The organism is Falsihalocynthiibacter sp. BN13B15 (assembly GCF_041205415.1).
GTDB lineage: Bacteria > Pseudomonadota > Alphaproteobacteria > Rhodobacterales > Rhodobacteraceae > Falsihalocynthiibacter > Falsihalocynthiibacter arcticus.
This window is the reverse complement of record NZ_JBGFCE010000014.1, coordinates 1-13,752: the sequence shown is the minus strand read 5'-3', so window position 1 is coordinate 13,752 and position 13,752 is coordinate 1. Positions and strand designations below refer to the sequence as shown.

The window sequence follows — 13,752 nt, the reverse complement described above, 5'->3', positions numbered from 1 at the left end:
GGACTACCGCTCCTGCGCCGCGCGGTAAACATCAAGATAGGCCGCGGCCGAAAGATCCCACCCCACCGGATGCCGCATGGCACGGCGCATCATTCCTGCCCAAATTTTAGGCTGGCGATAAAGCGCACAGGCGCGGGTAATGGCATGGGCAAACATCGCGCTATTCACAGGGGCAAACTGAAATCCCGTGGCACAATTGGCCAGTAGCGCGGCCTCGTTTGCATCAATCACCGTATCCGCCAGACCGCCAGTATGGGCCACAACGGGGAGCGTGCCATAGCGCAAACCGTACAGCTGCGTCAGGCCACAAGGCTCAAACCGCGAAGGGATCAAGATAGCGTCACTACCACCCTGCAACAGATGCGAGAGCCCCTCATCATAACCGATAATCGCGCCGACCGACCCCGCGTAACGGTTGGACGCGTCGATAAACGCGCGTTCCAAATCCGCGTCGCCCGACCCCACAAGCGCAAGCCTGCCGCCTTGAGTTACCAGAGTGGGCAAGCACTCCAACAACATATCGAGACCCTTTTGCGAGGTCAGCCGACTGACAACACAGAACAGCGGACCGTCACTGGGCGTAAGACCAAACCGCGCCTCAACCTCGGCCCGATTTTGTGCTTTGCCTTTGAGGCTGCGCACGGAATAAGGCGCGACCAAATCGGCGTCGTTTTCGGGGTTCCAAACATCCAAATCGATCCCGTTCAGGATACCCGAAAGATCGGCTTGCCGTCCGCGCAGAAGACCATCCAGCCCCATGCCAAATTCGGGCGTCAGAAGCTCGGCGGCATAGGTCGGGCTAACAGTTGTGATTTTCTCGGATAGAGCCAAACCCGCCTTCAAAAAGCCAATCCGCCCGAAATATTCAATCCCCTCGGGCGTGAACATATCAGCGTTCAGACCCAAAACTCCCATGCGGGTCGCGTCAAACAGACCTTGGAACGCGATGTTGTGAATCGTCATCACCACGGGGGGTGTTTTCTGCCCAGATTGACGCAAATATACGGGCAATAGACCCGCTTGCCAGTCATGCGCATTGACGACATCGGGCTTCCAATCCTCAACGCCATGCAGGGCAATTTGCGCCCCCACATAGGACAAGGCGCCAAACCGCAGATCATTGTCAGGCCAGTCGTTTCCGTCCGGCCCCAGATAAATACTCCCCGCCCGATCAAACAAATGCGGCGCCTCAAGCAGCAACATATCGAGTCCCTCCGCCTGTACGGAAACCACCCGTGCAGGTCCGCCAAAGAGGTTGCCAAACGACAGAACCGTGTCGCCCTTTGCCACCCATTCCGCCAAGGCGGGATAGGCTGGGATCAAAATCTTTACGTTGATATTCAACGTGCCGAGCGCTTTGGGCACCGCGCCGATCACGTCCGCCAAGCCCCCCGTTTTCACGAAGGGCGCACATTCGGAGGCAACGAAAAGCAGGTTCATATCAGAGATCCAATTTGTCGATCATGGGTTGGGTAATCAGGCAAATGCCATTCTCCGTTCGCCGGAATCGCTTGGCATCCAACACGGGGTCTTCGCCAACAACCAAGCCTTCAGGAATGACCACCCCACGGTCGATCACCACATTTGTCAGCCGCGCGTTGCGATTGATTTCCGCGTAGGGCATGACGACAACCCCGCTCAACTGCGAGAAAGAATGCGTCCGCACGCCAGTAAACAACATACAGCGATCAAGGCTCGATCCCGAAATAATACATCCGCCCGAGACCATCGACGACACCGCTTGGCCGCGCCGCCCTTCCTCGTTATGGATAAATTTCGCGGGGGGCGTCAATTCGGAGTAGGTCCAGATCGGCCACTCGTTGTCATACAGGTCCAACTCGGGTTTGAAATCGGTTAGGTCCACATTGGCCTGCCAGAACGCATCCACCGTTCCCACATCGCGCCAGTATGGTTTTTCCTCCAAGCCCGTCCGCACACAAGAGCGGCTAAACGGATGCGCAATCGCCTTGCCGTTTTTAACGATATCGGGGATCAAATCGCCGCCGAAATCATGGCTCGAATTCGGGTCTTCGGCGTCCTTTTGCAACAACCCAATTAGGTATTCTGTCTCGAAAACATAAATCCCCATACTGGCCAACGCCATATCGGGATGGCCAGGCATTGGGGGCGGATCGGCGGGTTTTTCGACGAAATCAAGGATGCGATCATTGTCGCCCACTTTCATCACGCCAAAGCCACGCGCTTCCATACGCGGCACTTCGATACAACCCACCGTAACATCCGCGCCGCTGTCGACGTGGTGTTTAATCATCAAGGAATAATCTTGTTTATAGATGTGATCGCCCGCCAGAATGATGATGTATTTCGGGCCATAACCGCGAATAATATCAATGTTCTGGGCCACAGCATCGGCGGTACCCTTGTACCAATTCTCATTATTCATTTGCTGCGACGCGGGCAGAATATCGAGGGATTCATTGCGCTCCGCGCGGAAAAAACTCCAGCCGCGTTGCAGGTGCCGGATCAACGAGTGCGCCTTATATTGGGTCGCGACCCCGATGCGCCGAATGCCGGAATTCACCGCATTAGACAGGGCAAAGTCGATAATTCGGCTCTTGCCGCCAAAATACATCGCGGGTTTGGCGCGCGTATCCGTCAGTTCATAGAGCCGACTCCCACGGCCCCCCGCCAAGACAAACGCCATAGATTGTTGGGCCAGTCTTTGAGATTCATTGTCCATCCATAGTCCTCCCTAAATTCTGTCTTCCCTTAAAAGCTACACGTCCTCTTGCAGCTCAAAAAATATCGTCGAAAGCGGCGGCAGCGTCAGCGAGATCGAATGTGCCCGCCCCGAGGCCGCCACCTGTTCGCTGTCCGCATAGCCCATATTGCCGCGATCGCCCCCGCCATAGCGGCTTGAATCCGTGTTCAGTTTTTCAAGCCAACGTCCTGCCTTTGGCACCCCAATGCGCCGCGCGTGGCGCTCAACGGGGGTGAAATTACTGACGACAAGAACTGGCGGCGTACCGTCGGCGCCCTTGCGAATCCACGCGAAAATAGATTCCTCGGCCGCGCCCTCCTCAACCCATTCAAACCCTGCGGGCTTGCAATCCAATTCGTACAGCGCGGGGCTATCGCCCAACAGTGCATTGAGGTCGCGGATCAAGTTCTGCGTGCCGCCATGCAGCGGATGATCGAGCAAATGCCAATCAAGACTCGTGTCGTGATTCCACTCCACGCCCTGCGCAAATTCACAGCCCATGAACAGAAGCTTTTTCCCTGGATGGCCCCACATAAATCCGTAATAGGCTCTAAGATTGGCGAATTTATCGCCCCCCTGCCCCGGCATTTTGTCGATCATCGAGCCTTTGCCGTGCACCACTTCATCGTGACTAATCGGCAAGACAAAATTTTCGGAAAACGCATAATGCAGGCCGAAGGTCATCTTACTGTGATGATATTTCCGGTTGATCGGATCCTCGGCGATATAGGACAGCGTGTCGTTCATCCAGCCCATATTCCACTTGAACCCAAACCCAAGCCCGCCGTGATCGGTGGGCGCACTGACCCCCGGAAAGGCGGTGGACTCCTCCGCAATAGTCACTATTCCAGGCATTTCGCCATAGGCCACTTCATTGGTGCGTTGCAGGAAATCAATCGCTTCAAGGTTCTCGCGGCCGCCGTCCTTGTTGGGAATCCATTCGCCCGCTTTGCGCGAATAATCGCGGTACAACATCGACGCCACCGCATCCACGCGCAGCCCGTCGATGTGATGTTCGCGCAGCCAGTACAGGGCGTTCGCCACCAGATAATTCGAAACTTCGCGGCGTCCGTAATTATAAACCAGCGTGTTCCAGTCGGGATGAAACCCTTCCTTGCGGTCGGCATGTTCATAGAGCGGCGTGCCGTCAAACCGGCCCAGACCGTGTTTGTCTTCGGGGAAGTGCCCGGGCACCCAATCCAGTATCAGGCCAATATCGGCGGCGTGGCAAGCCTCGACAAAGGCGCGGAATTCTTCAAGCGTGCCGTGGCGAATGGTCGGGGCATAGAGGCCCACAGGTTGATAGCCCCAAGAGCCATCAAACGGAAATTCCGAGATCGGCATCAGCTCGATATGGGTAAAACCCATGTCCTTTACATAGGCCACCAACTCCTGAGCGAGTTCGAGATACGACAGCGGACGATTGCCCTCCTCGGGAACCCGTTTCCACGAGCCAAGATGCACTTCATAAATCGAGATCGGCTGATCAATGCGATGGAGCGTTTCGCGTTTGCTCATCCATGCTGCATCCGTCCATTTATGCCCGTTCAACTGGCGGATAACCGAGGCGGTTTTGGGCGGGTGTTCAGAGCCAAACCCGAAGGGATCGGCCTTTTGCGGCAAAAGATTGCCACTCCCGTCGAGCAACTCGTATTTATACGCTTCACCGTCGCCAAGGCTGGGCAGGAAGATTTCCCAAACACCGGTTTGCCCGCGCATCCGCATCGGATTGCGCCGTCCATCCCAGCCGTTGAAATCGCCCACAACCGAAACGCGCCGCGCATTTGGCGCCCAGACCGCAAAGTGGGTTCCCGCAACGCCCTCGTGTTCGGTGACATGCGCGCCGAGCACTTTCCACAGGTCAAGATGCGCGCCCTCGGCAATCAAATATTCGTCGAGTTCCCCTAGAATAGGGCCGAAACGATAGGCATCCTCGGCCTCCCAAACATGGGGGCCTTTGGTGATGCGCAAGCGGTAAGCAAAAGGTTTTTTACGCCGTGCAGCGGTGCCCACAAAAAGGGACGGCTCCTCTGGTAAGGCCTCCAACGACAGGATTTTGGCCCCCGTTTTGGCATCCAAAACATCAATGGAATCGGCATCAGGATGAAACACCCGCAGGGTCAGCTTCCCCTCCACGGCGTGCAATCCCAGCACGGAAAACGGATCGGCGTGGCTGCCTGTTGCAATCTGCTGAACGTCCTGAGGATTGATCACTGTGTGTTTCCTTTATGTTTCTTGCAGCGTCTAAGTCACCGGTTTTGCATGCCAAATATCCTTGGCGTATCCACGGATCGTGCGGTCCGAGGAAAACCACCCCATCCCTGCTGTATTCGCGGCGGCCATCCGCGACCAACGCGCGACATCGCGGTAAGCCACGTCAACGTCGCGTTGTGTGTCAAAATAGCTGTCGAAATCGCAACTCACGAGGAAATAGTCATGTTCCCAAAGGTTATGCAGGATATCGGAGTAGCGATATTTATCCCCCGCCGAGAAAACACCTGCCCCGATTTGCCCCAAAACGCGGCTCAACCGTGGGCTGGCTTCAATCGCGCGGCGGGCATAGCCGTGGTGATTGCGCGCCTCTTGCGCCTCTGCCGCCGTGAGGCCAAAGAGGAAGAAATTATCCGCGCCGACGTGTTCCAAGATTTCCACATTCGCGCCATCCAGCGTGCCGATGGTCGGACTGCCGTTGAGGGATAGTTTCATGTTGCCCGTGCCCGAGGCCTCTTTGCCTGCGGTCGAAATTTGCTCCGAAAGGTCGCTGGCTGGGATCAGGATTTCCGCCATTGAGACGTTATAGTTCTCGGGATACACAACTTGCAGTAAATCGCGTGTAATAGGGTCACTATTGATGGTCGCGGCCACGTCATTGATCAAGCGAATGATCGATTTTGCCAGCGCGTATCCGGGGGCTGCTTTGCCGCCAAAAATTTTAACCCGTGGCGTCCAATCGGCAGTGGGGTTGTCGCGGATCTCATTCCAAAGCGCGATGGTTTCGAGGATATTCATGTGCTGACGTTTGTATTCGTGGATGCGTTTGATCTGAATATCAAACATTGCGGAGGGATCAATCGTGACGTTGTGATGGGTTTTCAGCCACCCCGCCAAACGATTTTTATTCACCTTTTTGGCGTCCATAAAGGCGCCCAAAAACGCCGAGTCATCCAGATGCGCGTTGAGGTCTTGGATTTTCTCAAGGTCCTGTTGCCAGTCGGTGCCAATGGTGTCGTTGATCAGATTGCGCAGCGGCGGGTTACAGGAATAGAGCCAGCGGCGCGGCGTAATGCCGTTGGTCTGGTTCAAAATCCGCGCTGGATAGGCTTTGTGCAAATCGGCGAAAACGGTTTCCTTGACCAGTTCCGTATGCAGCGCCGAAACGCCGTTGACGTTATGGGCCATGATGAACGCCAACTCGCCCATGTTCACATTGCCATGATCAATGATGCGGATGCCGCTTTGGGTGGCCGCGAGATGACGTTCTTGGATCAACTCGATCAGGCGAAAATGCCGTGGCAGGATGCGAGCAAACAGGCCTTCGGGCCACCGCTCCAGCGCTTCGGGCAACAACGTGTGGTTGGTATAGGCCAAACAGCCGCGCGCCAATTCGATCGCGTGGTCCAGATCAAGCCCGTGTTCGTCCACCAAAATCCGCACCAGTTCCGGCCCTGCGATGGCGGGGTGGGTATCGTTGAGTTGGATGGCAACATGCTCGGGCAAGTCTTCGATTTTGTGCCCCTCAGAGAGGAACCGGCGTAGCAAATCTTTGATCGACGCGGAGGTAAAGAAATACTCCTGTTTGAGGCGCAATTCCTTGCCAACATCGGTGGTGTCGTCGGGATAAAGCACCCGTGAGATCGTGCGTGCGAGGCGTTCGGGGGCATTCGCAGCAACATAATCGCCACGGTTAAAGCTCTCGAGATCAAACAATTTGACGGGCTTGGCGGCCCATAGGCGCAGTGTATTGGCCCATTTGCCCTGCCACCCAACAACCGGCGTGTCATAAGCCGAAGCCACAACCGTTTCGGCGGGATGCCAAACGGCCTTGCCATCGGACTCGCTCACGTGGCCGCCAAAGTGGATGCCATAGGCCACTTCGGGACGTTCAAATTCCCACGCATGGCGCTGTGCCAGCCAGCCTTCGGCGGTTTCGATCTGTTGTCCGTCCTGAAAATGTTGCTCAAACAAGCCATGTTCGTAGCGAATGCCATAGCCATAGGCAGGGATCGCGAGGGTCGAAAGACTGTCCATAAAACACGCGGCCAAACGACCAAGCCCGCCGTTGCCAAGCGCGGCATCCGGCTCATCCGCGACCACCGCGTTATAGTCCTGCCCCAAATCCGCGAGCGCTTGGCGCGCCACATCTTCGACGTTGAGATTGATGGTCACATCCTCGATCAGACGCCCAATTAGGAACTCCATCGACAGGTAATAGACCCGCTTATGCTTGCCCTCATAGGTCGCGCGGGTCGACGCAAACCACGGTTCCACCACCCGATCACGCAACGCCAGCGAAAGCGACATGCGCCAATCATACAGACTCGCGTGCCCCGCATCCTTACCGATAGAAAGTTTCAGATGCTTTTGGATATCTTCGCGCAGGTCTTTGACTGTTACGTCACTCTGGTGTGTTTTCAGCATTTCGATTTCTTTGACTATATCGGGCCGACGGGCCCGAACTTATTATGGGCCTAACTAAGCTGGCCGCGCACCCGACAGGTCGGGCAATTCATCGGCCCACGGGGGATTAGCGCCAGAACGCGCAACGGTGATCGACGCCACCAGAGCGCCCAAATCCAACGCATCCTTTAGAACGGATCCCGTGACATGCGCGATGGCTTTTTTGTTAAGGACACCCGCCCGCGACAATCCCGCAAGCACGCCCGCATTAAAGGTGTCGCCCGCACCAACGGTGTCGACAACCTGCGCTTTTACGGCGGGCACATCGATGATTTCATCGTGGCCGAAAATCGCCGTTGCACCATCAGCACCGCGCGTCAGAATGATGATTTCGGGACCATTCAGGCGCAAAGCATGGGCTTTTTCCAGCAAAGTCAGGGGACCGGGAACAATCCAATCGAGATCCTCATCGGACACTTTCAAAATGTCGCTTACAGCCAGCAAAGCATTCAGACGGGTGCGATAGGCCACCGCGTCCTTGATGAAACTTGGGCGAATATTTGGGTCGACCATCACCACTTTATCAACAGCCGCACGTTGCGCCAATGCGAGATAAAAATCACCACAGGGTTCAACAATCAGGCTGATACCGCCGAAATACATCGCCTCAACCGAGGCGGGGATTTTCGGCATAAGATCGTTCGTTAGCATCCGGCCCGCGGTGTTTTCATCATAAAAATGATAACGCGCCTGCCCGTCGGCCAATTCAACAAAGGCCAAGGTCGTCGGTAGATCGCTATAGATCGACAGGCTGTGATTGACGCCGCTTTTGGTCAGGGCGCTCTGGATCATGGTGCCAAAAATATCCGTCGACAAGCCCGACAGAAATCCCGGTTTCAAACCCAACCGCCCCAGTGCAACGGCAGTGTTAAACACCGCGCCGCCCTCGTAGGGCATAAAGGCCGCGCGGCCCTGCCCGTCCACGGTTGGCAACATGTCGATTAAGGCTTCACCACAGCATAAAATCATATTGTCCCTCTAATTACGTCCCTTACATCCAGAGTCCAAAGCTGATCTATTTGTGCGGCAAACTCAATGGCAAACCGTTCTTCACCAGCCAAATCGCCAAATACGCTGGTGATTTTCAGGAAGGCCGATGGATCGGTGCGGCTCGCTTGCGCCGCTATGCGTAAAACTTCAGCACGTTCATCCTGTAAGTCAGGGCAATCGGCGCAGTATTTGCACCAAAACGCCACCTCAAGCGCGAGCGCTTTTAGGCTTGTTCCGGCAGCAAGGGCCTCTTGAATCGTGGGCACCACAAATTTCGGCTGGCGGTTTGAACCGTCAAGGCACAGCCGATCAATGGTGTCGCCAACGCGCGGGTTGGAAAAACGCTCGACACACATTTGCAGATAGTCTTCAAAATTTTCGCCAGCAATTGGTGGCAAAATTGGCATGACATCGGTGCGCATCACATGAATAAGCCACGCGCGAATATCCTCATCCGCCATCGCCTCATGCACAAATTCATAGCCCAACAACGCGCCAGGATAAGCAATCGCGGCATGGCCCGCGTTCAAAATCCGCAATTTCATCGTCTCGTAGGGCGTCACATTCCCCACAAAGGTCACGCCCACATGTTCAAGACGCGGCCGCCCGAACGGGAAATTATCTTCCATCACCCATTGGCGAAACGGCTCGCAGGCCACGGGGGCGCTGTCGATAATGCCAAATTGCTCCTTGACCAAAGCGCGCTCGCGGTCGGTGGTTGCGGGGGTGATGCAATCGACCATTGAGTTGGGGAACGCGACGTTGGCTTGGACCCATTCCTTGAGGTCAGCCCCAATCATTTCGGCCAATCCAAGCACTGTGTTGCTGGTGACATGGCCGTTTTCGGGCAAGTTGTCACAGGACAGGATCGTGAAAGGATCAATCCCCACAGCGCGGCGGCGTTGCAGCGCAAGCAGCAGAATCCCGAACACGGTTTTCGGGGATTTTGGCGCGGCAGCATCGGCCAGAATATCGGGATGTTTCGCGTCAAACAGACCTGTTTTAGCGTCAACGAAATAGCCGCCCTCGGTGACCGTCAGCGAGACAATCCGAATGTTGGGCGCGCAGAGCTGCGCCAAAAGCGCCTCGGTTTCCACCTCGCAAAAGTCGATCATCGAGCCTGTGACCCGCGCAGTCAGGCTTTCGGGCGCGAGTTCAACAACCGTGGTCAGCCAGTCTTGCTCCTTGAGCGCGGCGCGGCGGTCGGCGTCAAAGGATTTGATCCCTGCCCCGACGATTGCCCAATCATGATCGCGGCCCGTACTAAACAACGCGTCCAGATAAACGGCCATATGTGCGCGATGGAAATTACCCACCCCAATATGCACGATCCCCGCCGTAAGATCGCCGCGGGAATATTGCGGCACGATCACGTTCGCGGACAATGAATTGAGGGCCGAGAGATCAAGTTTTTGCATCACAGCAAGCAGTCCTTTCCAGCGCACCCACACCGAAATGTGCATGTCTTTCTTGTCTTTAGTTCAAGGTTTAACCACGGTTTTCGGAAGGCGTTAGTCCATCCGAAGGCCGTCTGCTCCAAATTTATGCATCTGGTCCAATTGCGGATTAAGATAAATGGTATCGCCATGGTTTACGGCAATATCGCCAGTAATCCGTACCGTCATCATGTCCACCAATCCCGTGTCATGGACGTGGATGAATGTGTCCGACCCAAGGTGCTCGGCCACGCCAACGCGACCCTTCCACAGACCCTCGGTCATGCTGACGCCCACGTGTTCGGGACGGATTCCAATATGGGTCGCCCCATGTTTCTGGGCCTCTGCACCGGCAATAATGTTCATCTGCGGCGAGCCAATAAAGCCCGCAACAAACACATTGCGCGGCTTGTGATACAGTTCAAGCGGCGAGCCGACTTGCTCAATCACACCTGCTTGTAGCACCACAATTTTGTCGGCCATGGTCATGGCTTCGACTTGGTCGTGGGTCACGTAAATCATTGTGGTGTCTAGTTTTTTATGCAGTTCCGAAATTTCCAGACGCATCCCAACCCGCAGCGCGGCGTCGAGATTTGACAGGGGTTCGTCGAACAAAAACGCCGAGGGTTCGCGCACAATCGCACGGCCAATGGCCACACGTTGACGTTGCCCGCCCGAGAGTTGCCCGGGACGACGATCAAGGTAATCCGTCAGGTTCAGCGCTTTGGCGGCAGCATCGATTTTCGCGTCCTGCGCGGCCTGATCCATCTTCGCCATCTTGAGCGGAAACGCGATATTTTTTCGCACCGACATATGCGGATAGAGCGCGTAGGATTGAAACACCATCGCCAAACCGCGTTTCGCGGGCGGCACTTCGGTGGCTTCGCGACCATCAATTTGAATGGCCCCGCTGGTCACATCCTCAAGACCTGCAATCAGGCGCAATAGGGTCGATTTTCCGCACCCAGACGGGCCAACAAAGACTACGAATTCCCCGTCATTGATTTGCAGATCGAGCGGCGGGATGACTTGAACGTCGCCAAAATTCTTGGTGACTTGATTGAGAGTAATGTTGCCCATTATTTCACAGCTCCGAATGTCAGTCCGCGGACCAGTTGCTTTTGGCTGAACCAGCCCATGATGAGAATTGGCGCGATGGCCATTGTGCTCGCAGCACTCAATTTCGCATAGAACAGCCCTTCAGGACTGGAATAACTCGCGATGAAGGCCGTGAGCGGTGCCGCTTTTGCCGCCGTCAGGTTGAGGGTCCAGAACGCTTCGTTCCACGCCAAGATGATGTTCAAAAGGACAGTCGACGCAATTCCAGGAATGGCCATCGGAGTCAGCACATAGATGATCTCGTCCTTCAATGTTGCCCCGTCCATCCGCGCGGCCTCAAGGATTTCGCCCGGAATTTCTTTGAAGTAAGTATAGAGCATCCAGACGATAATCGGCAGGTTGATCAGGGTCAGAACGATGACCAATCCGGTGCGCGTATCCAAAAGTCCCGTGTCGCGGAAAATCAGGTAGATCGGGATCAAAACCCCAACCGGTGGCAACATTTTGGTCGACAGCATCCACATCAGGATATTCTTGGTGTGTTTTGCCGGCACAAAGGCCATGGACCATGCTGCGGGGATCGCAATTGCGAGGCCAAGTAGGGTCGAACCCACCGAAATCACCACCGAGTTAAAGAAATGCAGCGGATAGTTGGAGCGCTGATTTACAATAGCGTAATTCTCCATCGTCCAGTTGAACATGAACAGCGAGGGAGGATCGGCGATTGCTTCGGCCTCCGTTTTAAAGCTGGTGATGATGGTCCAAAGGATCGGAAAGAATATCGCGAGGCCGATGGTCCAAGCCGCCGCCGTAACGATGACTCTGTGTTGGTTTGAAACTGCACGTGCCATATCAAGCGTCCAAGTTTTTCCCGATCATTCGCATAAGGAAGATCGCTACAATGTTTGCAAGAATGATGGCGATAACACCACCGGCGGAACCTTCGCCAACGTCAAAGTTGAGCAGGCTTTCGGCGTAAATCATATAGGTCAAGTTCATGCTGGCCGTACCGGGACCACCATTTGTCGTAACGAGGATCTCTGCGAAAATCGACAGAAGGAAGATCGTCTGGATCAGGATCACAACGGTAATAGCGCGACTAAGATGCGGTAGCGTGATGAAGCGGAACCGCGACAAGTGGCTTGCACCATCCATCTCGGCGGCTTCCATCTGTTCGCTGTCGAGCGACTGAATCGCCGTCAGAAGAATTAGCGTCGCGAAGGGCAACCATTGCCAACTCACAATCCCGATAATCGACAACAATGGTGCCTGACTGAGGAAGTCATAAGGCTCTAACCCTACGGCTTTGGCCCCATATGCGAACAATCCGTTCACGGGGTTCATGAACATATTCTTCCAAACCAGCGCCGAAACAGTCGGCATAACAAAGAACGGCGCGATCACAAGGATACGTACGATCCCCTGCCCCCAAATTTGTTGGTCGAGCAAAATCGCCAGCAACACCCCCAACACAACGGTGATGATCAACACTCCGAGCACGAGGAAAAGTGTGTTGAAAAACGCATCAAAAAACGCGGGGTTCGTCAGGAAATTTTCGTAGTTTTTAAATCCAACCCAGCCGCGCCGATCAGGCGTCAGCAGTCGATAGCGTTGGAAGGAATAATATAGCGTCATGCACAGGGGAATGATCATCCATGCAAGCAACAATAAAATAGACGGCGAAATCATTGCCTTGGCTGCGGTGCGCGAGTGTTGCGTGGACATGGCGAAGAGCCCCTCTGTTGGAAACCGAATGCAGTGTCACTGATACCTTGACCAAATCACAATTCGGCCAATTTCAGGTAAGAAAATCACTGGAAAAGAAGGGCCACCCTTACAGGCAGCCCCTCAGGGAGAGGGGTTTAGTACCCCGCGTCATCCATTTCATTCACAGTCAGCTCTTGAGCATTCGCAAGCGCATCTTCAATTGAAGTTGTCCCTGCGAGGGCCGCCGAGAACTGTTGACCAACGGCCGTAGCAATCCCTTGGAATTCGGGAATAGCAACGAACTGAACGCCCGTGTATGGAACCGGATCAACCGATGGGTTGGTTGGGTCTGCAGAGTTGATGCTTTCGAGCGTCATTTTTGCAAACGGAACGTCCATATAGTTGGCGTTTTCATAGAGCGAAGTCCGTGTACCTGGAGGCACATTCGCCCAACCTTCGTTCTCAGCAACAAGCGCTGTGTACTCTTTGGAAGTGGCCCATTCTACGAATTTTTTGGCAGCTTCAGGTGAGTCTGTGCTTGTTGGAATGGCCAAAGACCATGCCCACAACCAGTTGCCGCGTTTGCCAAGACCTGCGTCCGGTGCAAGTGCGAAACCAACTTGATCTGCCACTTGGCTGTCGTCTGGATTTGTCACGAACGAAGCCGCAACAGTGGCATCAATCCACATGCCGCATTTGCCCGTTTGGAACAAGGTCAGGTTCTCGTTAAAGCCGTTGTTTGACACACCGGGAGGGCCCGATTCATTGAGCATGTCCACATAGAATGTGAGCGTGTTTTTCCAAGCGTCGCCGTCAAATTGCGCGTTCCAGTCTTCGTCGAACCATTTGCCGCCGAAGGAGTTGTTCATCGCCGACAAGAACGCCATGTTCTCGCCCCAGCCAGCTTTACCGCGCAAACAAATGCCGTAAATTTCGCCATCTTTGTCGGTCATTGCCGCTGCGGCTTCACGAATGAAGTCCCATGTAGGCGCTTCTGGCATTTCAAGGCCAGCTGCTGCCATCAGGTCTTTGCGGTACATTGAAGTGGTCCGGCAAATTTGGACAAGGTGCTAAGGTGTATCCAACACAAGAGAATGGATACGAGAATGACGAAACGACGGAACTTTTCAGACAAGTTTAAAGCTTCTGTGGCGCTTGAGG

Annotated in this window: 10 protein-coding genes; all 10 read right to left on the bottom strand. The window is 54.8% G+C overall.

Going from position 1 to position 13,752, the window contains the following annotated elements; genetic code table 11:
• Window positions 1–3 precede the first annotated feature (3 nt).
• Window positions 4–1,440 (bottom strand): glycogen synthase GlgA, encoded by a 1,437-nt coding sequence (gene glgA / locus AB9F26_RS18365; protein WP_335585187.1) that lies wholly within the window; start codon window positions 1,438–1,440, stop codon window positions 4–6.
• Window position 1,441: 1 nt separating this feature from the next.
• On the bottom strand, window positions 1,442–2,701 hold the full coding sequence (gene glgC, locus AB9F26_RS18360) for a glucose-1-phosphate adenylyltransferase (RefSeq protein WP_335585186.1): 1,260 nt from the start codon (window positions 2,699–2,701) through the stop codon (window positions 1,442–1,444).
• 36 nt (window positions 2,702–2,737) lie between these two features.
• On the bottom strand, window positions 2,738–4,936 hold the full coding sequence (glgB, locus tag AB9F26_RS18355) for a 1,4-alpha-glucan branching protein GlgB (protein ID WP_369768674.1): 2,199 nt from the start codon (window positions 4,934–4,936) through the stop codon (window positions 2,738–2,740).
• A gap of 30 nt (window positions 4,937–4,966) precedes the next feature.
• The gene (locus tag AB9F26_RS18350; protein ID WP_369768673.1) at window positions 4,967–7,360 is read right to left on the bottom strand and encodes a glycogen/starch/alpha-glucan phosphorylase; all 2,394 of its coding nucleotides are present in this window, start codon (window positions 7,358–7,360) and stop codon (window positions 4,967–4,969) included.
• A gap of 54 nt (window positions 7,361–7,414) precedes the next feature.
• Entirely contained in the window at window positions 7,415–8,368 is a 954-nt protein-coding gene (locus AB9F26_RS18345; RefSeq protein WP_369768672.1) for a carbohydrate kinase, read from the bottom strand.
• Window positions 8,365–9,774: a mannitol dehydrogenase family protein gene (locus tag AB9F26_RS18340; RefSeq protein WP_369768728.1), complete on the bottom strand. Its 1,410-nt coding sequence runs from the start codon at window positions 9,772–9,774 to the stop codon at window positions 8,365–8,367. Before AB9F26_RS18340 ends, AB9F26_RS18345 begins: the two co-directional genes overlap by 4 nt.
• Window positions 9,775–9,900: 126 nt before the next feature.
• Window positions 9,901–10,905 carry an ABC transporter ATP-binding protein gene (locus tag AB9F26_RS18335; protein WP_335585181.1) on the bottom strand — a complete coding sequence of 335 codons (1,005 nt, stop codon included), beginning with the start codon at window positions 10,903–10,905 and terminating at the stop codon, window positions 9,901–9,903.
• On the bottom strand, window positions 10,905–11,735 hold the full coding sequence (locus AB9F26_RS18330; protein WP_335585180.1) for a carbohydrate ABC transporter permease: 831 nt from the start codon (window positions 11,733–11,735) through the stop codon (window positions 10,905–10,907). The genes AB9F26_RS18335 and AB9F26_RS18330 overlap by 1 nt, the downstream gene beginning before the upstream one ends.
• Before the next feature lies 1 nt (window position 11,736).
• On the bottom strand, window positions 11,737–12,609 hold the full coding sequence (locus tag AB9F26_RS18325) for a sugar ABC transporter permease (RefSeq protein ID WP_335585179.1): 873 nt from the start codon (window positions 12,607–12,609) through the stop codon (window positions 11,737–11,739).
• Window positions 12,610–12,746: 137 nt separating this feature from the next.
• Complete coding sequence (locus tag AB9F26_RS18320) at window positions 12,747–13,649, bottom strand: extracellular solute-binding protein (protein ID WP_369768727.1); 903 nt, start codon at window positions 13,647–13,649, stop codon at window positions 12,747–12,749.
• Window positions 13,650–13,752: the final 103 nt, after the last annotated feature.